Source organism: Cellvibrio fontiphilus (assembly GCF_042646205.1).
GTDB classification, from domain to species: Bacteria; Pseudomonadota; Gammaproteobacteria; order Pseudomonadales; family Cellvibrionaceae; genus Cellvibrio; species Cellvibrio fontiphilus_A.
Map to the genome: position 1 here is coordinate 154,157 of NZ_JBHRTF010000002.1, position 23,911 is coordinate 178,067.

Here is a 23,911-nt window from a genome sequence, read left to right on the forward strand (position 1 = left end):
GAATTGAACAAGCTTTATTTTGCAGTTCTCACCTCGTTAGTTGCGCATGCTTATCACGCGCACGCCCAAGGCAACGAACTTGCACAAGAGATTGCTTTCAACATTTCCAAAAATAGAGCTGACATTGCTCTCACTGAGTTTGCGCAACAATCCAACATGACCATTATTGTTCCCTACGATAAGGTCGTTTCAGTGACAACGCGTGAATTGGTGGGAACTTACTCGGTAGCAGATGCCGCGATAAACCTGCTTGAAGGTTCAGGGCTGCACCTATCAGTAAATAACAATGGCCAACTCTTTATACGAACTGATAACGATTTAGAGGGGAAGCATTCCATGCTGCACAAAAATAAATTATCGACCGCTGTTGTACTCGCCATATCATCGCTTGCTACCGCACAAACCTTAGCGCAAGAATCACAAGCAAAAGATATTGAAGAACTGGTAGTGACTGGCTATCGCGGTTCTCTGTTAAAAAGTTTGGATGAGAAACGCAATTCTATTAACGCCAAAGAATCCATCATGGCCGAGGACATCGGTAAATTCCCCGATTTGAATATTGCAGAATCCATTCAACGTGTGCCTGGTGTCGCCATTTCGCGCGAGGGCGGTGAAGGTCGAAATATTACCCTGCGTGGTTTTAGCCCATCCTTCACTCGCACCACATTGAACGGAATGGAAGTTCCGGCAGGTAGCGATGGATTGGATTCCGGCGGCGTCACTATCAATGCCAGCCGCGCGTTTGACTTCCACGTATTTGCCTCTGAATTGTTTAATCGTGTCGATATACAAAAAACCTCTACCGCCTCAATGGAAGAGGGAGGTATAGCCGGCACCGTCGATTTGTATTCTGCCAAACCTTTTGATTTCGATGGCTTTAAAGCGGCAGCCTCGTTACAAAATGGCTATAACGATTTGAGTAAAGAAAGTGATCCGCGCCTTGCATTGATGGTCAGCGATACATTTTTGGATGACACACTGGGTGCATTGTTTTCGGTTGCCTATTCAGATCGCACCGTTCGTCAGGAAGGTTTTGGTACAGTACGCTGGACTACGCCCGTAGCCACTAACAATATTTACCCCACCACTGCCAACCCAGTAGTTAATGGCGATATTGCTGAAGATAATTGCGCCCTGAATGGCAGCGCTGTTGCCCCCATCAATTGCCTGTGGGCACCACGTTTGCCCCGCGCCGATTATTTTGGTAACGATCAATCGCGTTTGGGTGTAACTACCTCGCTGCAATATCGCCCGAGCGACAAAGCTGAAATCACACTGGATATATTGCACTCGGAATTGTCAAACGACCGGGTTAACTACAACTCCATGGAATGGTTTTTAACTCACAATGCGATTACACCACTTGAAATCACGGTACACCCGGATGGCAAGCGCATTCTGGCTGGCACCTATGATGATGTTGAATCCTGGATTGAAAGCCGCGATCAAACGTCTGATTCAAAATTCGACCAGTATGTTTTATCCGGTGAATTCGAGCTGAGCGAATCATTCACATTAAATGCAATGATCGGTAAAGCAACCAACGAAGCAGACCGCGAAGAAGTTCGCTTTTATTATATTTCTGATTCACACCAGTACTCGTTTGACTTTACCGATAACCCACATATTCCCAAAGTTTCCTGGGGCGAAGGTTACGACTATTACGATCCGGAAAATTATCAGGTAACTACCGCCAGCAATCGCTCCAATTATGTAAAAAAAGATAACTTAACATCTAAAGTTGATTTAACGTTTAATCAGGATGATTACTCTATTAAAACAGGTATTGCCTATAACGATCGCAAAGTAGAGTCGCGTGAAGGTTCAGGCAATTACCCTGCTGCTTTTTCGGCGGTGGGCTACCTTAAAGATTTCCCGGTATCCGATTTTGGTAAAGGCCTTGATGGCGATCTGGTGCCATTCCCGGTTGCTGATTTTGATGCAATTTACCGCGACAATATTATTCGCAAAGAATATACCGATAACCTGGGTGCGGCCTGGATCGTGGGTGAAGAGACTCTTGCCGCGTTTATTGAATTCAATAACAACGTGGAATTGGGTAGCATGCTGCTGAAAACCAACTTTGGTTTGCGTGCAGTAAATACCGATGTTACGTCTCAAGCCTGGATTAAAGGCAGCGCAGTAGAAGTAGATCGCGATTATCAAAATTTCCTGCCATCCATGAATCTGGCTCTTGATGTTACTGAAGACGTAGTCACCCGTTTGTCGTATGGCAAAAGCATGACTCGCCCAAGCCTCGGCTCATTAAATATTGCGGCACCTAATTTTGGCTATACCACGCGCACGGTCAGCAACCTGGGCAACCCCGGTTTAAAACCCTACGAATCCAATGATATAGATCTGAGTGGCGAGTGGTATTTTGCGGAGGAGTCATTACTCGCGGTCAATTATTTCTATAAAAATGTCACTACTTCACTGACAACAGACATCATAGAAAAAATGGTTGACGCTGAATTCCATGACGCGATTTTGTCAGATCCGCAATATGACCCGGCCTACAATGCCGACCCTCGTGTAGTGCCTTACACCCATTACATTCCCGTGAACGACAACGAAGGTTTTGATGTAAAAGGCTATGAACTGATTTATCAGCAAGCCTTGAGTTTCTTGCCAGGCTTTATGTCTAACATGGGAGTAGTCACCAACTTCACGCACGTTTCGGCAGGCGACATGACTGGCCTTTCTGAAAACTCTTACAACATGACGGTGTACTACGAGGAAGATCAATACGGCCTGCGCTTATCCGCTAATAACCGCGATGATTATTTACTGAGTATTCCTGGTGGCAACGGCCATGTTGCGGAAATGAAATATGGCCCTACCCATGTTGATTTCTCATCCTTCTATCATTTCAGTGATAACTTGACGGTTACTTTTGAAGTTATCAACTTAACCGACGAAGAAGAGCGTATCTACGGCACCGGTGATGGCACCATGGATTTAACCCGCGAAATCAACCACACCGGAAGACAATTTTTTGTGGGAGTTCGTTACTCTCTCTAAAAACGTTCTGCAATGGATTGCAAACGAGACTCATCGTTTCAGACTCTGAAACACATAGCTGTTTTACCCAAGAAATACTATTGAGGCTTAACGTTGGAGCCGGGAGGTCATTGGACCTCCTTTTTTTTATTTTCATTTTTTATCTTTTCACACTAACAATTACTACACTTTATTTATTCGATTGGCGCCTGATTGATCTGTTAACATGGCGTTAACACCGCGCTAGCATTTTAAAAGTCACGACAGTGAATAAACCAACCAATCGCTGTCGCTGACATTCAAAACAATAATTTTTACCCTACAGCACCGGGATAATCGCAACCCAATGGCGATCAAAACTATTTTCAAATTGGGCTTTATGCTCGCCGCCCTATGCCAGGCTTTGCCAGCGGTTTATGCAGAAACCGCTGGTACGCCCGGGGTGCTACTCGCGCCCGGTTTAGAGATAGTGTTGCCTGACTCACTCAAGCTGGAACTGGGTGATGAAGCAAACCCATTGAAGCAGCCTATGGTTATTGGCGAAGTGGCCGGCAAACCGGGCTATTTTATTGCGGCGGTCAAAATAAAAAGCTGGGAGAAAAATAGCGTTTTGTGGCGACGCCTTGAAACAGAAATCCGCAAACAAAGTAGCGATCAATCCTTCAACCTAATCCAAACCGGGCATTTTGTTACCCATTCAAATGATCCCGTTCACTTTAGAATTTACGAGTACCAAACGGCCACCCAAACACAGAGACAAGTGTATTTCTTGCTAAATAGCCAGCGCCTCAGTTACTGGATAACCCTCACGATGACCGATGAGGTCGATACCAGTATCGCTATCCCCCTTACCAAAGCACTCATCCGCCGCGCGCGTATTCATGGCGCCGACTAGCCCATCATTTCCCAATTCTGTGCACCACTAGACGCTTGAAGCTCGCACAGGGCTTGTTCAGGGAAATCAGATAGGCTTATTATGTAACCGATTACAATCATGACGTAATCTTATCAGCCCACAGAATAAAATCCGGTTTGCATCGCCTTTAAACCCACAGGGCCAACGTCAGGTTTGTAGCTGTTCACTGCTGTAGTTTTACCTGCTTCGTGTGTCACCCAATAACCAACAACTAACCACGTGAATGCGTTATGGCTTTTGCTCGATGGCTGCTTGCCCGCAAGCGCGCCTGCGACTAATTGCCCCTAGCGCCCAAAGGAATACTTATGAAAAACCTGACATTAGCCCCACGCTCTTTTATCAGAAAAACCTCCCTGGCCCTGGGCGCGTCACTGCTGCTGGCCACATCCCTGATCGCACCGGCCTTTGCTGGCTGGGCGGTGAATGGCAGCCAGGTGCTTGACCCTAACGGCAATGCGTTTGTGTTTCGCGGTGTTAATCACCCCCACGCCTGGTACACCAACCGGCTCAATCAATCCCTGCAGGATATAGCTGCGACGGGCGCCAACTCGGTCAGGGTGGTGCTGAGCAACGGCACCCAGTGGTCGCGCAATAACGGGGCGGATGTCACCAACGTCATCAACCAATGCAAGGCCAACAAACTGGTGTGTGTACTGGAAGTGCACGATTCCACCGGCTTTGGTGAAAGTGGCGGCGCCACCCACATCAGCCGCGCTACCGAATATTGGCTGAGCGCCGACATCAAAGCGGCCATTACCGGGCAGGAGGATTATGTGGTGGTAAATATCGCCAACGAACCCTTTGGCAACAGCACCTCCGCCACTACCTATACCAATGACCATATCACCGCCATTCGTGCGCTGCGCGAAGGCGGTCTGACCCATATGTTGATGGTGGACGCCGCCAACTGGGGGCAGGATTGGTCCAACGCCATGCGCGACAATGCACCGGCGATTCTGGCCGCCGACCCGCGCAGAAATGTGGTCTTCTCCGTACATATGTACGAGGTATATAACAGCGCCGCGATTGTCCAAAGCTACATGAGCAGCTTCCAGAACCGTGGGCTGGCGCTGGTCGTTGGCGAGTTTGGCGCTGACCATAACGGCAGCAATGTGGCGGAAGAAGCGATTCTGCAGTACGCGCAGGATATGGGGATCGGCTACCTGGGCTGGAGCTGGAGCGGCAATGGCAGCTGCTGCACCTCGCTGGATATAGTGCTGAACTGGAACCCTGCGGCGCTTAGCCCCTGGGGCAATTACCTGATCAATAGCACCAATGGCATTAAGGCGACCTCCCGCTTGGCGACACATTTCAGCGGGGCCAGTAGCAGTGCCAACTCCAGTGCGGCCCCCCGCTCATCATCAGCGCCGTCATCATCGGCCACTTCATCTGTAGCTCCGGCATCTTCCAGCCCTTCCTCTGTTGCTGCCAGCAGTGTTTCCTCGGCGACCGGTGGAACCTGTAACTGGTACGGCAATCGCTACCCGATTTGCAGCAATACACCGAGCGGTTGGGGTTGGGAAAATGGGCAGAGCTGTGTGGGTCGCACCAGCTGTGCAGCCTTGCCTGCGCCTTGGGGTATTGAAGGTGGCAACACCTCAAGTTCGATTGCCAGTAGCTCGCCTGCTAGTAGCTCGCCGGCCAGCAGCGCGGCACCCAGCTCAAGGGCCGCAAGCAGCACACCGGCATCCAGCAGCGCTGCCAGCAGCCAGCCAAATCTGGGCGGCCTGAGCTGCAGCTACCTGGTGACCAACTCCTGGGGTTCAGGTTTTACCGGCGCCATCCGCATCACCAATAACAGCTCTGGCACCAAGTCCGGCTGGAGCGCCAGCTGGCAATATACCGGCAGTAATCGCATCACCAGCTCCTGGAATACCAACCTGAGCGGCAGCAACCCCTACACCGCAACCAGCGTGAGCTGGAACGGCACTATCGCGGCGGGGCAAAGCGTGGAAATAGGCTTCCAGGGCAATACCAACGGCGGCAGTGTGGAAACCCCGAGGGTTAACTGCCAATAATTTTTACTGCGCTAACACCCGCAAGCCGCAATAAAAAAATCGCCCGGACTGTTACGGATTAAACCTAACAGTCGCGGGCGATTTTTTTGCGATGCGCAAATGCGCGGCATCAGATTATTTTTAGCAGCTCTTTTAAATCACTCACATGGCGCCGGCTGATAATAGGGCGCGATTCGGTATCGGCGAGGCGCACCTGATACTGGCCCTGGTTATTGCGCTCCAGCGCTTCAATATGCTTGATAGACACCAGCGAATTGCGATGGATGCGCACAAAACGCCCGCCAAATTCCTCTTCCAATTCTTTCAGGGTTTCATCCAATAAATGTTCACCACCGCGATGAAAAACCGTCACGTATTTTTGATCGGCCTGAAAATAACGTATGTCATCCAGCGCGATTAATTCCACGCCGCGCCGGGTTTTCGCCGAAATATGGCTGCGCTGGTGCTCGCGTGCCGCCGCTTGTTGGCTATTGGGTTGCTGCGCGGCAAGGCGCTGGATTTTGTTCAGCTTTTGCGCCTTCTCCAACACCTGCAACAGCTGCTCGGCTTTCACCGGTTTGAGTAAATAGCCCACCGCGTTAGTGCCAAAAGCATCCAGCGCGTATTGATCAAACGCAGTGCAGAAAATCACAGCCGGTGGGTCTTCCAACTGGCTAATGTCTTTGGCCAGGGTCAAACCATCGCACCCGGGCATGCGAATATCCAGCAGCACAATATCCGGGTCTTGCTCGGTGATAGCCGCCAGCGCCGCCTCGGCATTATCAGCCTCAGCCACCACGCGAAAGCCGTCAATTTTTTCCACCATGCGCAGCAAGCGCTGCCGCGCCAGGGTTTCATCGTCAACAATTAAAATATCCATAAGCCGTGTTTCCACATAAAAGCCTGCAACAAACTGCACTCGCCTCAGGCGGTGAGTGGACAAAAAATATAGGTAGTAAAAACGCCATTTTCCGCACTGCTGGAGAGCCGCGCTGCCGCGCCAAAATGCGCGGTGAGGCGGCGGCGAATATTATCCAGCGCCATGCGATTGTGACGCTGCGCCGCTTCGCCGTTGTGATGATTTTTTTTCACCAGTAAATAGGGATTGCTGATGACAATGCTCAACTGCTTGTCATTTTGCGATACGCGAATCGTGATGCGCCCACCGCGCGGCAGTGGTTCTACGCCGTGAAAAATCGCATTCTCCACCAGGGGCTGCAGCATCAAACTGGGAATTTTTAATTGCGAGTTGCAGTCGCCTATTTGCCAATCCACCTGCAAACGTTTGCCCAAACGCAATTGCTCAATATCCAAATAGTGTTTACATAAACTCAATTCGCGCTCCAGTGGAATCAAACTCGGCTCAGCAAGGCTCGCGCGAAACAGCTCCGACAGATCCTCCACCACGCGCTCGGCGGTGTCCGGGTCAGTCGCGATTAAACTGGCGATGGAATTCATGCTGTTAAATAAAAAATGCGGGCGAATGCGCGATTGCAAGGCCTGGATACGCGCCTGCATTTCCGCTTGCTGCTGGTTGCGCAATTGCTGCTGCAAATATAAATAGCGCAACAAAATACCGGCCATGATTGCCGCAATCACCATATTGTTCAGCAGCTGCCAAGCATTAAATTCATACTGAAAATCGCCAAACACCGCAAAGCTACTCATGCCGTACACAACAAACTGGCCGATGACCGATAACGCCAGGGTAATGGCCAGCACCAGTGCGTAGCTCACACAACCGGCGCGCACATGGCTTTGGCGCGCCAGCCAAAACCGCAAACGGCACAGTGCAATAGCGCTGCACAACACCACCCACTGAATCTGCACCGAGATAAGCGCGAGCTTGTCCCAATCAAAATGTTGCAAGCCCGATGAGGCACTGATGGTCAGCAACAGCGCCAGCAGCTCTGCCACCAGTACCAATAAAAAGACTGACTGGCTGCCGCATAAATCGGTAAGGAAAGGCTGCGTCGGTTCACTCGCAACCGCGACCGGTGATTTGTCCTGATTATTCATCAATGATTCCTGAATTGCTGCGGGATAAAAGCCCCGGCGGCGGCGCGATTATTTCGCAGTCATTGGGCTATAATGCCCGGCCTGCGGCGGCCCGCCTTGTCATAGCCAGCCCTGTTATAACCCATAGGTTAAACACGGCTCAGAGCTGAATCTTAGCCTATGCGCGCCGGTCATCTCTTTCATTATTTCTAGTTTGTGGACACTTCCTCATGAGCCAAAACGATCAGCCCATCAAACCCTGGGGCGGCCGCTTCAGCGAAGCGACAGATGCCTTTGTCGAGCGTTTTACCGCGTCCATCGGTTTTGATTACCGCCTCTATCACCACGACATCAACGGCTCTATCGCCCACGCCACCATGCTCGCCAAGGTGGGTGTATTGACCGAGGCCGAGCGCGATCAAATCATCGCGGGGCTGGAAGAGATTCGCGCGGAAATCGTCGCCGGTAAATTCACCTGGTCGGTAAGCCTGGAAGATGTACACATGAACATCGAAGCGCTGCTCACCCAACGCATTGGCATCACCGGTAAAAAGCTTCATACCGGCCGCTCGCGCAACGATCAAGTCGCGACCGACATACGCCTGTATATGCGCGACGAAATCGATGCTATCGCCAAAGAACTCACCCGCCTGCAACAGGGCATGCTGCAATTGGCCGAGGCCAATACCGATACCATCATGCCCGGTTTTACCCATTTGCAAACTGCGCAACCGGTGACCTTTGGCCATCACATACTCGCCTGGTTTGAAATGCTGCAGCGCGACTACGGCCGCTTGCTGGATTGCCGCAAGCGCATGAATTATTTGCCACTCGGCGCTGCTGCTCTCGCCGGTACTACCTACCCGATTGACCGCGCCTACACCGCGCAACTGCTCGGCTTTGAAGCACCCACCGAGAACTCACTGGACTCGGTGAGCGACCGCGACTTTGCCATCGAATTCTGCGCCTTTGCCAGCATCCTGCTCACGCACATGTCGCGCATGAGCGAGGAGCTGGTGCTCTGGACTTCATCGCAATTCAAATTCATCGACCTGCCCGACCGCTTCTGCACCGGCTCCTCCATCATGCCGCAGAAGAAAAACCCCGACGTGCCTGAACTGGTGCGCGGTAAAACCGGGCGCGTGAACGGTCATTTGATTGCGCTGTTGACGCTGATGAAATCCCAGCCCTTGGCCTACAACAAGGACAACCAGGAAGACAAAGAGCCGGTATTCGACGCGATTGATACCGTCAAAGACTGCCTGCGCGCCTTCGCCGACATGGTGCCTGCAATCCAGCCGCGCAAAGCGGAAATGTACGAAGCCGCCAAACGCGGCTTCTCCACCGCGACCGACCTCGCGGATTATCTGGTACGCAAAGGCGTGCCTTTCCGCGATGCCCATGAAATCGTCGGTAAGTCAGTGGCCTACGGTGTGCAGACCAACAAAGACTTGTCCGAAATGACCTTGGACGAACTGCAACAGTTCTCCAGCGTGATCGAAGCCAATGTATTTGATGTGCTAACGCTGGAAGGCTCAGTCGCCGCACGCAACCACATCGGCGGCACTGCGCCGGCGCAGGTAAAAGCGGCGGTTGAGCGCGCTAAAGCGAGCCTTGCCGGTCGTTAACCGTCGGCCCATTGTTGTCCCTCAAAGCCGCTCCTTTCCGGGGCGGCTTTTTTATTACCGCTGGTTTTTATCAGGCATTTATTGCTGACTTCAGATCGCGCTATCCCTGAGCTTATGTCGTCGCCACCTGTCGCCAAAAACGACACACTCAACCGCCAAGGCTGGTATTCATTCAAAGTTGAACTAGGCTGAATATCTGGCAGTTACTGTTGTTGCCGGGCCACCGAGAGGTACAGGTAAGGGACATGAGTGAACATTCCCCTCATTCAGGAAGCGCTGAAGAAGCACTGGCGGCCCGAATCCGGCTGCTGGAGGACGAACTCGCCGCGCTAAAACTGCAACAACAGGCGATGGTCGATAGCGATACCCGCTACCAATATGCGATGGAGGCCACCAACGATGGCCTTTGGGATTGGCATATTCCGAGCGGCAAGATTTATTTCAATCGCAGCTACCTGCGTATGCTGGGTTATGACTACGGCGACCTGCCCGGCAATCTGGATACCCTGCGCGATTATTTTGTTCACCCCGATGACCTGCCCAACCTGCTTACCGAATACCAGACGGCGCTGGATAATCACCGCGAGTCAGTGCACTTGCAGTGCCGCATGTTGCACCGCAGTGGTGAAATTATTTGGGTGCACGCCAAATGCAAATTCTTTGAGCCTGACGCACAGGGCCGCGCTACCCGCTGTGTGGGTATCAATACCGATATTAGCGATTTTATAAAAACCCGCGAAGATTTACTCAGCGCCAAAGCCCAGGCCGATCTTGCCAATAAAACCAAAAGCGAATTTCTCGCGCGCGTCAGCCATGAAATTCGCACGCCGATGAACGCCATTCTGGGCACAGGTTATTTACTGCAAGACACGCCGTTGGATGAACAGCAACAAAGCTACCTCACCAGTATGAATTCAGCTGCTGATTCGCTTTTGCAAATCATTAATCAGCTGCTCGACTTTTCCAAAATCGAAGCGGGCCGGGTCATTCTGGAATACGCACATTTTGATATCGAACAATTATTTGAAAAATTATCGCGCCTGTTTGAAGTCAGCGCGCTGCACCGAAACGTTAATATTGTGTATGACATCAAAGCCGACGTGCCGCGTTTTTTGCGCGGCGATGCTTCGCGCTTGAGTCAAATTCTTGGGCATTTAATTAATAATGCATTTCAGTATTCACACACTGATCAAGTGATTGTCCGGGTTACCAAAACACGCCAAACCCATCGTCAGGTAATGCTTGAATTTACCGTGGAGGATAAGGGCGTAGGCATTAACCACAAACAATTGGCCGAGATTAAATCCCAGCTGGTGTTTAACAAAAACCATGTGCTGAGCGATAAAAATATTTACGGCTTGAGTATCTGCAGCCACCTGGTGCATTTGATGCAGGGCCGGTTTGCCATAGAGTCCAACCCCAACAAAGGCTGCAAGGTCAGTTTTAGTGTGATGCTCGAACACAGCCACTTGGGTGAAAAAGCGCTGTTGCATACACCGCGTCAACTGCACAACCTGCGCGCGCTGATTGTGGATGACAACACCATTGCGCGCACTATTATCGCCAGTACCGCGCGCAGCATTCATTTACAGGTGGATGAAGAAGACAGCGCACTCAATGCCCTGGAGCGCATTCGTCAGGCGGACCAGTACGGCCAGCCCTACCATTTTGTATTGCTCGACTATCGCATGCCGGGTATGAACGGTTTGCAACTCACCGGCAAAATAAAAAATGAGCTAGTACTGCGACACAAACCCTGGGTATTTTTAATTTCTGCTTACCATCGCGATGAAATGTCCAGCAGCGATCCCAATGCTGTATTGGTGGATGAGTTTTTAAGCAAGCCAGTCAGTGAGTCGCGCCTGTTTGATGCTATTGGCCAAACCATTTTGCAGGAGCAATCGCTGCAGGAAATTACTCCGCCAATTAACAGTGACCAGGAATTAAATGCCCTGCTGGAGCATATTCATGTGCTGATTGCAGAAGACAATCTGGTGAATCAACAGGTGCTGCGAGGCATTCTGAAAAAGAAACACATCAGCTGCGATATAGCCGCCAATGGTATTGAGGCACTGGAATTATTGGCCAGCGCCAAACAGCCTTATGCGGCGATATTAATGGATCTGGAAATGCCGGAGATGGATGGCATAGAAGCTACGCGTAACATCCGCGCGGGCGCCATAACCGCTAACGCGCACATCCCCATTATTGCGGTAACGGCGCAAGCCATGCGCGGTGACCGCGAGCGCTGTTTGTCCGCGGGGATGGATGGATATTTGTCCAAACCGGTGAACCCGGAATTACTTTACACTACCCTGGCGGATATCCTGCGCGCCCACACAGTTACCAATGACCCGCTCTCACGCTGACGCTTATGTTTTCACGCCCGATTAATATTCACGATATAGACGAAGGTGTAGACCGCAAACAACTCACGCAACTCAAACAGCGATTTCTGAATTTAAATCAGCAGCGCTATACACGCACCTGCGCCGCGCTCTCGGAGCGGCAGCAACAATTCCTGCAATTATTACCGCTGTTATTTCACGTTAATCACCCCATGCTGCCGGGTTATGTATCGCACAATACTCCAGCGGGGGTTTACCAATTTTCGCCCGCGGCGGAACAACTGCGTTACGCCAAAATTATTGCACGCAGTTTCAACTACCAGCGCGATCTCACCGAAAAAAATTGCCAGATAGATGCGCTATTTATTATGGGCAGTGTCGGCACTATTGCACAAAGCGATTCCAGCGATTTGGATGTCTGGATCTGCCACAGTTTGGCTGGCGATTTTCCCAGCCTGCCGGAGCTGGAGCGCAAATGCACATTGATCAGCAATTGGGCTGCGCAGCAAATTCATTTGGAAGTGCATTTCTTTTTAATGAATGCTGAGGAATTTTCACAGCAGCGCCACCAGGGATTAAGCAGCGAAGCCAGCGGCTCGGCGCAACATTATTTATTACTGGATGAATTTTATCGCACCGGTTTATGGTTGGCAGGGAAGGTTCCACTCTGGTGGTTTATCCCCGCCTCGCGTGAGCGCGACTACAGTGAATTCCGCGAAAAATTATTGGGCCGCCGCTTTCTCAAAGCTCAGGATGTGATCGATTTTGGCGGCCTGCCGGACATACCGCCCAATGAATTTATTGGCGCTGGTGTGTGGCAATTATACAAAGCGATTGAATCACCCTATAAATCTGTACTCAAACTCATGCTGCTTGAGGTTTACGCCAGCCACACTGCCGATCAAGACATTGCCATACCCGCCGCTGAACCTTTGGCACTGGAATTAAAACGCGCGATTTACGCCGCTGAACCCGATGCGGATTACCTTGATCCCTATGTCATGGTCTACCAGCGCATTGCACAGTATTTACAACAACACCAGCAACTGCAGCGACTGGAGCTGATTCGCCGCTGTTTTTATTTCAAAGTAAATAAAGCCCTGTCGCGCACCAGCAATAACCGGAAAAAATCCTGGCAGCGCGTGTTATTGGAAAAACTGGTTGCCGACTGGTCGTGGAGCAAAGCGCAAATACACCTGTTGGATGATCGCGCTTACTGGAAAGCTCCCCAGGTGATGCAGGAGCGCGCACTGCTGGTCAACGAATTAAACCACAGCTATCGCCTGCTGAATGAATTGAGCAACCAGCATCGCGATGAAATTGCGATTCGCAATGATGAATTAATGATTTTGGGGCGCAAACTCCACGCCGCTTTTGAGCGCAAAGCGGGCAAGGTGGAACTGATTAACCCCGGTATTTCACGCGACATTAGCGAAGACGCACTGTGTTTTATGCGCGAGGAAAAATCTGCAGATGAAAAATCCACGGTGGAAAAAAATTGGCAATTAATCCGCGGCAGCCAACAAGAAGTGGTGCAGCGCTACATTGATATCACGCCGATAAAACGCTCGCGCAGCCTGGTGGAATTATTGCTTTGGTGTCACGCCAACCAAATTCTGGAGTCGCACACCAAAATTGATATTCTGGGCAGCGAAATGGGCTTTTCCCACAGCCAGAAGCAGCAACTTATCCAGGCCTTACAACACTGGCTGCCACTGCCCATTCACATTGAACATGAGCAGTTCACCCGCCCTGCCAGCATTGAAAAAATCTTGCTGATTATTAATACCGGTGTTGAACCCCAAGCGGAGCTACATAAAAAAGGCATGCAAATGCTGACCAATCAACGTGATGCGCTGGGCTACAGTGGCTTGCGTGAAAACCTGATGATTAATGCCGATGTCATTCACATGAACTCATGGGGTGAGTTGGTATGCCGTCACTACGCAACGGATGCGCTGGTGAATTGCCTGCTGTACTACTTCCGATTATTTTCACCGGGAAAACCCTTTAGCTTGCCCGAATTAAGCATTCGCTGTTTTAGCAGTAGCCAAGGCAATAACATTAGCCAACGCCTGACCGAGCTGTGGCGGGATTTAATCAGCTGTTTTTATTCCGGCACCCGGCCGCGCGCCAGCCGCTATTTGCTGGAGGTGGGCGATGAATATTTATTATTCCAGTTCGTTCAGCAGCTGCCGCAAATCCAACGTTTTAACAGCTATGAAAAATTGCTGGAGCGTTTGGGCCAGGCACAGAGTGACTACAGCCCGATTGTGATGGATCGCTATGCGCTGCGCGATAAAGCCTTGCGTTTAATTTGCGAAACTGCAACAAAACCCGGTGTTTATTTGTTTTACCAATTGGGTGCAGACACAGCCCGGATCACCGTGATTGACGAGCGCGGCTCGGTATTTGTGAGCAGCGCGCCGTTTCACAACCAACAGACACTGCTGCGCCCACTGGTTGGTTTTATTAGCACCGCCCTGCGGCGTCAACTGCTGGGCAATCAGAACCAGCCACAGGATCACGACACTAAAAATATTCTGATTTATGAAATTATCGGCAATACCAAATTACAACAGGCCATTGCTGAACCGCGTCAACTGCAAAAAGATTGGGCCAAACTGAATTTTATTAATATCAAAGTGATTGCTGAAGTTGATAGTGACCAGCAATTAACTTACACCTTCTTTTGCGATGAGCAAGAATTTTCAAGCTTCAGCTATGGCGATAATTTATTTGGCGCAGTGGCTAATTACATTATGCAGCGACGCCAGCAAGGGGAGCGCTACCCTGCCTACATTACCGACCTGGATTTATCGCTATGCCAGGATACTCTCGCCCAGCAAACCGGCTTACAACTGGGGCACTATTTACGTTTAAAAGCAGAGCTGGAGGCAAAATTAAATAGCGCTCTGGCAGCACTCTAAACCTTGGACTAGCGCCGCAACTACACACCATATTGTCAGCGTTGGATTAGAGCGATAAATAAAACGATTGGCGCGCAACTTCTTTACCATTTACCTGAATCGCTAACTGATGTTCACCGCTGTAATAACGCCGTGTAGTAATGGGTTTAAATCCGTGGCTTTTATTAATAACCAGTGTGGCGCTGTCACCCCAGCAAATATTTTTTAACTTGAATACTTTGGGCGCGAGGCGGCCATTGGCTTTCATAAAATAAATCAGGTAGTCCACCACCAACGCTTGTTCGCTACTGCCACCACTGAGCGTACAGCTAAACGCCAGTGATTCGCCCAGCCTAAGGGATTTTTTATCCAATTCCAAAGTACATTTAATAGCGTGGTTGGTCGCGCTGTAACCCAAGAGCGGAAACGCGCGCGCATCTCCCGCTTTAATTAAACTGCGCAGCGCATGTTTTACAATCCAATCCGTATGCACATGTTTATCTGCCACCCAGCTTTTGCACAGCTGCAGCATCCACTCCGGATTATCTTTACTGATGTCATTTAAATTGTTGGCCACCGAGCGGCGCACATACAAACTGTCGTCCGCTTTTAATTGCTGCAAAATATTTTTTAAGGGTTCAGGGTTTTGAATAAATTGCGGCAGGCGCATGCCCCAGGGCAAACGCGGGCGCGAACCTTCGGAAGCCAAACGCCTTACATGTTCAGAGGGGTGTTCACACCAGTCCAATAATTGGGCGTAGGTTAACTCTGTGTGCGCTTGAATGAAGGGGCGAATAGCAAATTCCGCGCTGAATAAAGGCGTGAGTTTTTCCAGGGTTTGCAGCGCCTCCCTGGGGTGCTGCAGCCCGTGCACGGCAACATAATCAATGAGCGGCCAAGCGGCAAAAGCCGCTTTGTTGTCCGCCGCACTGCCCCTGTCCCACACCTCGGGCAAATCCTGCAAATAGCGGCTGAGTTTTTTAAACGGCAAATCATAGTGGCGATGCAATACCTCAATCAGGTGATGCACCCGCGCTTTTAATTCCAGAGGCTCAAGCCCCTGCTCTGCATCCCGCTGAAACTGCCGCGCATTAAACTGCGGCACCACCTGCGCCAGACTTTTACCTATGCGCGCAATAGCCGCAGGGCCAAGACCATCCTTCATTAAGCGTTGTTCTGTCATGAATCCAGCCATCGTTTTTTAATATGACAGCTATTGTTTCACAAAATATTCTGCACGCTAGCTGGTTTTTGTCACCGGATTGATGGGTGACACAACACTCCATGCACTGTATGCAACGGCGCGGGCACATCGGCTACCGCTTGCAAAACAAATCGCAAACCAGCCGGAGTGATCAGTTGCACACTTTTGTCATACATCCAAGATTGATTGATGCGCCCTTCCTTGATCCGCATTAATAATCGCCCGCGCATGGACAATAGGCAGCCTGTTGCTTTTAACCCGAGAAACTCTTCATGATGAATGCCGCTAATAGAAAAGCTGGCCAAGGCTTCATTTCCGCTAGTTAATAGTTGATCGACGGTAAAACTGGCGCTGGCAAATACATCGGTGAGCAAATTAAAAAATCCTTTAAATTCGTGGCGGCTGGCAGGATTGAACTCCGGGAAACCCCAACAACTTACAGACTCACTAACATAACGTTCAAAATGTGCATCCGAACCCTCCAGTGCTCCTTGCAAAAATCTATCTATTTCGGCGTTTAGGGATTGATGCTGTTGCATACCAAACTCCTCAGCATTTGGAAATGAATATTCAAGCCCGTTAGAAACAGGCCAGAATTAGTCTGAACCTTGCCATCAGGATAAGGTCAAGCAGATAAAGCTCGAATAGAATCAACTTTATTCGGGAAGGGATAATTTATTCAGGACGGGTCAGCAGAAACAAAAAAGGCTCCAATCGGAGCCTTTTTAAACATCAAACAGCGCGCTGATTGTTTACACCAATGCCAACTGGATATTAAAACAAGTGCCGTTTTGTTCGTCGGAGGTGACGACCATTTGGCCGCGGTGGTGATGGGAAATAATAAAATAGGAATAGGACAAACGCTGTTCCACCGGGCAGGTTTCCGGGTGGCTGTTCATTGCAAAGTAGGGCTGGAAAATATCCAGCTGTTCTTCCTCGGTTAAACATTTGCCGTTGTGGGCGAGTTTGATCCAGAGTGAATCGTAAAATTCGCTGATTTCAATATTGATCCAGGGTTTGTTGTTATCGTCCCAGTGTTTTGCATTCAGGGCGTAAAACGCATTGCGCATAAGGCGCACAAATACCTGTGCCAATTCTGCAGGGAAGCAGGGAATCTCGGGCAAATTGGCGGCGTAATTGCGGCGAATATTTATTTGGCGGAAAGCCAGGCCTTGCGGGTCGGTAAACAGGTGGCTCGCCAATTCAATGCTGTGATCCATGATCGGCGCTATGGCGGCAGTTTGTTTGTCGTTGTGATGACTACTGGCCAACTCTAATAAATTTTGCGCAATCGCTGTGGCTTGCTGCGCACTTTGACGCACGGCTTCCACTTCATTTAATAAAAATTCTTTTACCTCGCCCAAGTCTGCCGCTTCCAACTCCTGCCGCGCACTGGATACACGCGCAAAAATACTGTTAATCGGCAGGCTGATGTCGTACACCATCGCCGAGGCCAATTCGCCCATGGCGGAAACCTTGTCGCGCTCGGCCAATTTATTTTCCGCGTTGACTTGTTTGGTCACGTCGGAAATCAAAATCACTATGCCGGTGTCGTCCTGTTTATCCAGCGGGTAGAGGGTGATATCAAAACTGTATTGGCCCGGCTGCGCATGTTTGATATTCATTGTCTCGCCCGACTCCAATACCGCTTTAACCTGCGCTTCGGTCAGGGTAATCGCCGAGTAGACTTTCCAGAGGTTGGTGCCGATCACATCGCGCAGTGGGCGACCGGTAACTTCTTCCGCTTTTTTGTTCCACTGGGTGATTTCCAATTGCTGGTTCAAACCAATCAGCATTACCGGCATGGAATTCACTATGCTGGCGATATAGGCCTCGCGCTCTTGCAGTTCAGCCGTGCGATCTGCCACGCGCTCTTCCAGTGTGGCTTTAATCTCCGTTAAGGCGCGGTTGGAGCGCACCGCACGCAAGTGGGCGCGGATAAGGAAAAACAGCACCACCAGCAGGGTCAGAATCAACACACTGGCACTGGTATTGGCCACGTATTGCCAGCGGGTGCTGCCGTCCTCCTCGCGGAATACCGCAAATATATCGGCGTAGGCACTAAAACTCAGGCTGGCGAGGGCACTAAATACCAGGGCTTGTCTCATGGAATGGGTCTCATCAAAAAAACGGCGGGGTAAATCCCGGCAAATTTTACTCGATTGGCCCCGGCAATAGCTATGTTTGCGCCCGCTAAACACCCGGCAACAAAAAAGGGCAAATCACATGATTTGCCCGTGGAAGCGACTCATGAAGCAGTCGAAGAAGAGGGGAGAGAACTCATAACACTTCACTAACAATAAACAACATCTTGCCGACAGCACCCGGCAGACAAATTATCGCCTGCCTTGTGCAGTCGTGAATCCGGGCAGGAATCAGGCCTGCACCTGTACCAAGCCGTCATCTACCCGCACGGGAAATACCGTTACTTGATATTCCGGTTTTTCCAAACATTCCCCGGTGCGCAAGTTGTAGTGCTCTTTGTAGAGGGGCGATGCAACGACGACTTCATCGCCAATAGAACCAATAATGCCGCGCGACAACACATTGGCTTCACCCACCGGATCATAGTTACTGATCGCAAAAATTTCGTTTAACCGGCGCGAGCGAAAAATCGCCACTTGCTGTTGATTGACCAAGGCACAGACGCCGGTGTCGGGCAATAAATCATCTAACTCGCACACACTAATCCAGGGTTTTTCGCTCATGATATTTCTCGCTAAAAATAAATTTTTTGCTCGCAACCCCTCCTAACATCCCCCTTGGCCGGGGGAGGAATTTGCCCCCTCCCTTTTTGAAGGGGGAAGAGGCGGGGTTATTACTCCCTCCCATTTTCAAGGGGAGGGTTAGGGTGGGGTTATGAATTAATCCACCAATTCCACAAATTGAATACTGCTGCTGCCGCGCTCTTCAGCGGTGGCGGGGCGAATTTGATCGCGCTCCACTACATAAGCGAGGTTGCTGTCAGTCGCATTGGAATTAATAAAATGTTTGAAACGTTTTTGCAGTGTTTCGTTTTCCACCGTGGTTTTCCATTCACACTGGTACTGGCTGATGTTGTAAGCCATTTGCGCTTCCAATTCGCCGCACAAACCGAGCGCATCATCAATCACCACTTTTTTCAGGTAAGCCAAACCGCCTTCCATATTTTCCATCCACACCGAAGTGCGTTGCAGGCGATCTGCCGTGCGGATGTAGAACATCATGATGCGGTCGATGTATTGAATTAGCGTCACATCATCCAACCCGGTGGCAAATAAATCCGCGTGACGCGGACGCATACCGCCGTTACCACAGACGTACAAACTCCAGCCGGTTTCTGTCGCGATAACACCAAAATCTTTGGATTGCGCCTCGGCACATTCGCGCGTACACCCCGACACACCAAATTTTATTTTGTGCGGCGCACGTACACCCTTGTAGCGATTTTCCAATTCAATCGCCATGCCCACCGAATCCAACACGCCGTAGCGACACCAGGTGCTGCCCACACAGGATTTCACTGTGCGCAGGGATTTGCCGTAGGCATGGCCGGTTTCAAACCCAGCGTCCACTAACACTTTCCAAATCGCTGGCAGCTGATGCAATTGCGCACCAAATAAATCGATACGCTGGCCGCCAGTAATTTTGGTGTAGAGCTTGTACTCTTTCGCGACTTGGCCAAGCACAATTAATTTTTCCGGAGTAATTTCACCACCGGCGACACGCGGTACAATCGAATAGGTGCCGTCTTTTTGCATATTGCCGAGGAAAATATCGTTGGTATCTTGCAGGCCGATGTGTTTTTCATCCAACACATATTCATTCCAGAATGCGGCAAGAATTGAAGCCACTGCCGGCTTACAAATTTCACACCCCAAACCATGGCCGTGTTCATCGAGCAAATGATCAAAAGATTTAATTTGTTTGATGCGCACTATGTCTGCCAATTCCTGACGCGAATGCGGGAAGTGTTCGCAAATATGGTTGCTGACTTCCACCCCCAATTTGGTGAGTTCAGCATCCATTACTTGTTTGGTGAGCGCGCTACAACCACCACAACCGGTGGAAGCTTTGGTGATAGCTTTAATGTCACCCATGGTGCGTGCACCGTCTTGCACAGCGCAACAAATTGCACCTTTACTCACATCAAAACAGGAACAGATCATTGCTGTTTCTGGCAGTGCATCCACACCTATTGCCATGCCGGCGCCATCAACATTGGGCAAAATCAAACAGTTGGGGTCTTCCGGCAAATCCATTCCATTCACGCACATTTGTTGCAATGTGCCGTAGGCTTCTACATCGCCCACCAATACTGCACCCAACAATTTTTTATTGTCGGCCGATACAATTAAACGTTTGTAGACTTCATCCACATCGTTGCTGTAGGTGTAGCTGAGTGAACCGGGGGTGTTGCCGTGGGCATCGCCAATGGAGGCGACATCTACGCCGAGCAATTTTAATTTGGTGCTCATATCCGCACCCATAAATTGTTCGCTGCCACCGGTGATGTGCGACAAAGCCACTTTTGCCATTTGGTAACCGGGCGCCACCAAACCAAAAATGCGATTGTTCCACAGCGCACATTCACCAATGGCGTAAATATCTTTCACGGTGGTTTGGCAGTTGTTGTCCACCACAATGCCGCCGCGCTCACCCACTCCCAAACCACATTTGCGCGCGAGTTCATCCTGCGGGCGAATACCGGCAGAGAACAAAATCATATCGGTTTCCAAATGGCTGCCATCGGCAAAATTCATTCGGTAGCGCGCTTCGCTGCCCGCCACAATTTCGGTAGTGGCTTTTTGGGTGTGAACTTTTACGCCTATGGCTTCAATTTTGCGGCGCAATAATTTTCCGCCACCTTCATCCAATTGCACTGCCATTAAACGCGGTGCAAATTCCACCACGTGGGTTTCAAGGCCCGCTGCTTTTAATGCCGCTGCCGCTTCCAAACCGAGCAGGCCGCCCCCCACGACAACACCGACTTTACTCACGCTCGCCGAGCGGGTGATGGCTTCCAGATCTTCAATGGTGCGATACACCAAACAGTGTTCACCGTTATTGCCGGGGATGGGTGGCACAAACGGGAAGGAGCCAGTCGCCAGGATTAATTGATCGTAAGCTTCGCGACGGCCCGAGGCGGTAATCACTTCTTTGTTTTCAATATCCAGATCAACCACTTTATCTTTCAAAATAAATTCGACTGATTTTTCGTGGTAATAATCTTCACTGGTTAACATCAAATCGTCGGCGGTCGAGCCGGAAAAATATTTGGAGAGCTGCACGCGGTCGTAAGCAAGGCGCGGCTCCTCGGAAAAAGTCACTACCTGATATTGCTCTGCAGCGGCGTGGTTTACCAAATTATCGATAAACTTGTGCCCTACCATGCCGTTACCCACTACAACAATACGCTTCTTCATATATGCCTCACGTTATTACGCGCTTATCAATGTCTTTTGACTTAATGTGTTACTAACCGGTTGTAAACTTTTTGCCTGGTGTCAGGCCAACAGCAAACTTTCTGCGCTGCTGTGCTGCCAGATTTGCGCTTGCAATTGCGCTTTCATGCGCACCACTTCACCCACAATAATCAGCGCGGGCGATTGCACCTGCTCACGCACCACTGCCGCAGGAAAATCGTGCAAATCAGAAATAATGTCGCGCTGGTCTTTGCGGCAGCCGTTTTCGATAATTGCCACCGGTGTATCGGCAGCCAAACCACCCGCTAATAACTGCGCGGCAATCTCATCGGCGCGGGTCAGCCCCATGTAAAACACCAGGGTGTGATTGAGTTGTGCGAGCGCAGCCCAATTCACATCCAAACTTTTTTCGGCGTGGCCGGTAACAAAGGTGCAACCCTGTGACAAACCGCGATGGGTGAGCGGAATATCCGCATAAGTGCTGCACCCCGATGCCGAGGTAATTCCGGGAATCACTTCGGCATCAATACCGGCGCTACGCAGCTCCAGCAGCTCTTCACCGCCGCGACCAAACACAAAAGGGTCACCACCTTTAATGCGGCATACGTTTAAACCCGCCTGCGCTTGAGTGACTAATAATTGATTTAAATCTTCCTGCTTTATGCTGTGCTGGTTTTTTGCTTTGCCAACATAGTGCGCAGGAATGTGGGAGGGAAAAAGTGCGCGAATATCTTCGCTGACCAAGTAATCATAAAAAATAATGTCGGCGTTGTTGATCGCGCGCAGGGCTTTCAGCGTTAAGAGTTCGGCATCGCCGGGGCCGGCGCCAACTAACCAAACCTTGCCTGTGGTTTTGTCGCCGGGTGTATGTCTGCCTGTTTTTTTTGCGCCGGGTGTTTTTACCAGCGCGGAAGGAAGAACTTGCACACTCGCTTTAAAGAAATTGTTCATGACATCACCTGCCTGTTGTTTACAAACAGGGAATTGCAAAGCCAATGCCACAACCTGATTTTTAAAAAAATAATTTATTTTTCTTTTTAATTCATATGTTTAGCGATGCACTCGAAAAATCAATCAAGAACCCAGCGGTTTTATCGACTGGCATCAAACAGGTTTTGTGATTTTTAATGGTGCAGATGCGCACCAGATAAATGCAAAATGAAAAATTTTGATTTTGCAAAAACGCACCAATAAAAAACAAAGTGATGGTGCACCCCGCACCAATATCAGACATTTTTATTTTTCTACCGATTTTGGAGGGAATGGCGCACTATGATCGAGATCAATTTTGCGTGGAAAAAATGCCTGCAAGCTGGCTACCGCGGTTTACACTGTGCAAAATCACCATTTTGGAACAGGCTTTGAATGGCAGATGTGTTGAACGACTGACTCCAGCTAGCTAGAGTCGCTATGCCCTCAGGCTTTTGCCTCGCAATTCAGGGAACACCTTCTATATATGGCTCTTGTTGATTCGACTATCTCATCGCACGGCTCCGGGCCGCTCATTGATAGCTTTGGCCGTACTATTAACTACGTCCGTTTGTCAGTGACTGACCGCTGCGACCTGCGCTGCGTTTATTGTATGGCGGAGGAAATGCAGTTCCTGCCGCGCCGCGAAGTGCTGAGCATTGAAGAGTTCACCCAACTGGGCGCCGCGTTTGTCGCCCTGGGCGTAAGCAAACTGCGTATTACCGGCGGCGAACCCCTGGTGCGCCAGGGCAGTATTCGCCTGTTGGAAAACCTGGGGCAACTACCCGGTTTGCGCGAGCTCTGCCTGACCACCAACGGCACCCACCTACCCCAATATGCCCAAGCGATTAAAGATGCGGGCGTGGCGCGTATTAATATCAGCCTGGATAGCCTTAGCCCGGCGCGGTTTCGCCAGCTCACCCGGTTTGGCGATCTCAATCAGGTGCTGGCCGGGATTAAAGCGGCGCAGGCGGCAGGTTTTAAACGCATCAAACTCAACTGCGTAGCGCTCAAACATTACAACGCGGATGAAGTGCCGGCACTGGTACGTTTTGCCTTGGATGAGGGGCTAGATATCAGTTTTATCGAGGAGATGCCGCTCGGGCGCATTAACGATCACGGGCGCGCGGCGGAATTTATTAGCAGTGAAGAGCTGCGCAACCAGCTGTCGCCGTTTCAGCTCAGCCCGCTGGCAAGCGACACGCATAACAGCCATCACGCGGGCCCCGCGCGCTATTGGCAAGCCGCCGGTTACACGAGCCGGATAGGATTTATCTCGCCCCACTCCAGCAATTTTTGCGGCAGTTGCAACCGCGTGCGCGTCACCGCTACGGGCCGTTTATTGTTGTGCCTGGGGCAGGAAAACAGCGTGGATTTGCGCGCGCAACTGCGCAGCGCGCACTACTCGGAAACGGAGCTGCGCCAGACGATTATCAACGCCATGCAACACAAACCCGAAAAACACACCTTTGACCTTAGCAACGACGAACCGCAAATTGTGCGGTTTATGAATATGACGGGGGGCTAGTCCCCA

15 protein-coding genes are annotated in these 23,911 nt (G+C 50.5%); 7 read left to right on the forward strand and 8 right to left on the reverse strand.

Annotated features, from left to right (window positions below):
• Positions 1-3: 3 nt before the first annotated feature.
• The 3 genes from ACFODX_RS02575 (at position 4) to ACFODX_RS02585 (ending at position 5,937) form a co-directional block, all read left to right on the forward strand.
• The gene (locus ACFODX_RS02575; protein ID WP_378115752.1) at positions 4-3,024 is read left to right on the forward strand and encodes a TonB-dependent receptor; all 3,021 of its coding nucleotides are present in this window, start codon (positions 4-6) and stop codon (positions 3,022-3,024) included.
• Positions 3,025-3,349: 325 nt separating this feature from the next.
• Positions 3,350-3,898, forward strand: coding sequence for a hypothetical protein (locus ACFODX_RS02580; protein ID WP_378115754.1), 549 nt, complete (start codon positions 3,350-3,352; stop codon positions 3,896-3,898).
• Positions 3,899-4,224: 326 nt separating this feature from the next.
• On the forward strand, positions 4,225-5,937 hold the full coding sequence (locus ACFODX_RS02585) for a cellulase family glycosylhydrolase (protein WP_378115756.1): 1,713 nt from the start codon (positions 4,225-4,227) through the stop codon (positions 5,935-5,937).
• A 109-nt stretch (positions 5,938-6,046) separates the two neighbouring features.
• Here the strand turns inward: ACFODX_RS02585 and ACFODX_RS02590 are convergent, their stop codons facing one another.
• Entirely contained in the window at positions 6,047-6,796 is a 750-nt protein-coding gene (locus ACFODX_RS02590) for a LytR/AlgR family response regulator transcription factor (RefSeq protein WP_378115758.1), read from the reverse strand.
• Between the two features lie 44 nt (positions 6,797-6,840).
• Entirely contained in the window at positions 6,841-7,935 is a 1,095-nt protein-coding gene (locus ACFODX_RS02595; protein WP_378115760.1) for a sensor histidine kinase, read from the reverse strand.
• Between the two features lie 209 nt (positions 7,936-8,144).
• Here ACFODX_RS02595 and argH point away from each other — a divergent pair, with 209 nt between their 5' ends.
• From argH to ACFODX_RS02610, 3 genes are all read left to right on the forward strand, one after another.
• Positions 8,145-9,542: an argininosuccinate lyase gene (argH, locus tag ACFODX_RS02600; RefSeq protein ID WP_378115762.1), complete on the forward strand. Its 1,398-nt coding sequence runs from the start codon at positions 8,145-8,147 to the stop codon at positions 9,540-9,542.
• Between the two features lie 245 nt (positions 9,543-9,787).
• Positions 9,788-11,911: a PAS domain-containing hybrid sensor histidine kinase/response regulator gene (locus tag ACFODX_RS02605; protein ID WP_378115764.1), complete on the forward strand. Its 2,124-nt coding sequence runs from the start codon at positions 9,788-9,790 to the stop codon at positions 11,909-11,911.
• Positions 11,912-11,916: 5 nt separating this feature from the next.
• Positions 11,917-14,820, forward strand: coding sequence for a class I adenylate cyclase (locus ACFODX_RS02610; protein ID WP_378115766.1), 2,904 nt, complete (start codon positions 11,917-11,919; stop codon positions 14,818-14,820).
• A 46-nt stretch (positions 14,821-14,866) separates the two neighbouring features.
• On the opposite strand, the gene ACFODX_RS02615 is transcribed toward ACFODX_RS02610, so the two are convergent.
• From ACFODX_RS02615 to cobA, 6 genes are all read right to left on the reverse strand, one after another.
• Complete coding sequence (locus ACFODX_RS02615) at positions 14,867-15,982, reverse strand: hypothetical protein (protein WP_378115768.1); 1,116 nt, start codon at positions 15,980-15,982, stop codon at positions 14,867-14,869.
• 71 nt (positions 15,983-16,053) lie between these two features.
• The gene (locus ACFODX_RS02620; protein WP_378115770.1) at positions 16,054-16,542 is read right to left on the reverse strand and encodes an ester cyclase; all 489 of its coding nucleotides are present in this window, start codon (positions 16,540-16,542) and stop codon (positions 16,054-16,056) included.
• Positions 16,543-16,755: 213 nt separating this feature from the next.
• Positions 16,756-18,111 (reverse strand): PAS domain S-box protein, encoded by a 1,356-nt coding sequence (locus ACFODX_RS02625; RefSeq protein ID WP_378115772.1) that lies wholly within the window; start codon positions 18,109-18,111, stop codon positions 16,756-16,758.
• Positions 18,112-18,378: 267 nt separating this feature from the next.
• Positions 18,379-18,711, reverse strand: a complete 333-nt coding sequence (gene nirD, locus ACFODX_RS02630; RefSeq protein ID WP_378115774.1) for a nitrite reductase small subunit NirD — start codon at positions 18,709-18,711, stop codon at positions 18,379-18,381.
• A gap of 156 nt (positions 18,712-18,867) precedes the next feature.
• Positions 18,868-21,408 (reverse strand): nitrite reductase large subunit NirB, encoded by a 2,541-nt coding sequence (gene nirB, locus ACFODX_RS02635; protein WP_378115776.1) that lies wholly within the window; start codon positions 21,406-21,408, stop codon positions 18,868-18,870.
• Between the two features lie 81 nt (positions 21,409-21,489).
• Positions 21,490-22,359 carry a uroporphyrinogen-III C-methyltransferase gene (gene cobA, locus ACFODX_RS02640; protein ID WP_378115778.1) on the reverse strand — a complete coding sequence of 290 codons (870 nt, stop codon included), beginning with the start codon at positions 22,357-22,359 and terminating at the stop codon, positions 21,490-21,492.
• Between the two features lie 505 nt (positions 22,360-22,864).
• Between cobA and moaA the strand changes: the two genes are divergently transcribed.
• Positions 22,865-23,905 (forward strand): GTP 3',8-cyclase MoaA, encoded by a 1,041-nt coding sequence (moaA, locus tag ACFODX_RS02645; protein ID WP_378115780.1) that lies wholly within the window; start codon positions 22,865-22,867, stop codon positions 23,903-23,905.
• Positions 23,906-23,911 lie beyond the last annotated feature (6 nt).

Excerpts from the sequence above, each read along its gene's own strand:
- ACFODX_RS02585 (WP_378115756.1), top strand. The coding sequence starts at position 4,225 with ATGAAAAACCTGACATTAGCCCCACGCTCTTTTATCAGAAAAACCTCC.
- cobA (WP_378115778.1), bottom strand. The coding sequence starts at position 22,359 with ATGAACAATTTCTTTAAAGCGAGTGTGCAAGTTCTTCCTTCCGCGCTG.
- ACFODX_RS02595 (WP_378115760.1), bottom strand. The coding sequence starts at position 7,935 with ATGAATAATCAGGACAAATCACCGGTCGCGGTTGCGAGTGAACCGACG.
- ACFODX_RS02625 (WP_378115772.1), bottom strand. The coding sequence starts at position 18,111 with ATGAGACAAGCCCTGGTATTTAGTGCCCTCGCCAGCCTGAGTTTTAGT.
- ACFODX_RS02580 (WP_378115754.1), top strand. The coding sequence starts at position 3,350 with ATGGCGATCAAAACTATTTTCAAATTGGGCTTTATGCTCGCCGCCCTA.
- ACFODX_RS02590 (WP_378115758.1), bottom strand. The coding sequence starts at position 6,796 with ATGGATATTTTAATTGTTGACGATGAAACCCTGGCGCGGCAGCGCTTG.
- nirD (WP_378115774.1), bottom strand. The coding sequence starts at position 18,711 with ATGAGCGAAAAACCCTGGATTAGTGTGTGCGAGTTAGATGATTTATTG.
- ACFODX_RS02610 (WP_378115766.1), top strand. The coding sequence starts at position 11,917 with ATGTTTTCACGCCCGATTAATATTCACGATATAGACGAAGGTGTAGAC.
- ACFODX_RS02615 (WP_378115768.1), bottom strand. The coding sequence starts at position 15,982 with ATGACAGAACAACGCTTAATGAAGGATGGTCTTGGCCCTGCGGCTATT.
- moaA (WP_378115780.1), top strand. The coding sequence starts at position 22,865 with ATGGCTCTTGTTGATTCGACTATCTCATCGCACGGCTCCGGGCCGCTC.
- ACFODX_RS02605 (WP_378115764.1), top strand. The coding sequence starts at position 9,788 with ATGAGTGAACATTCCCCTCATTCAGGAAGCGCTGAAGAAGCACTGGCG.
- argH (WP_378115762.1), top strand. The coding sequence starts at position 8,145 with ATGAGCCAAAACGATCAGCCCATCAAACCCTGGGGCGGCCGCTTCAGC.
- nirB (WP_378115776.1), bottom strand. The coding sequence starts at position 21,408 with ATGAAGAAGCGTATTGTTGTAGTGGGTAACGGCATGGTAGGGCACAAG.
- ACFODX_RS02620 (WP_378115770.1), bottom strand. The coding sequence starts at position 16,542 with ATGCAACAGCATCAATCCCTAAACGCCGAAATAGATAGATTTTTGCAA.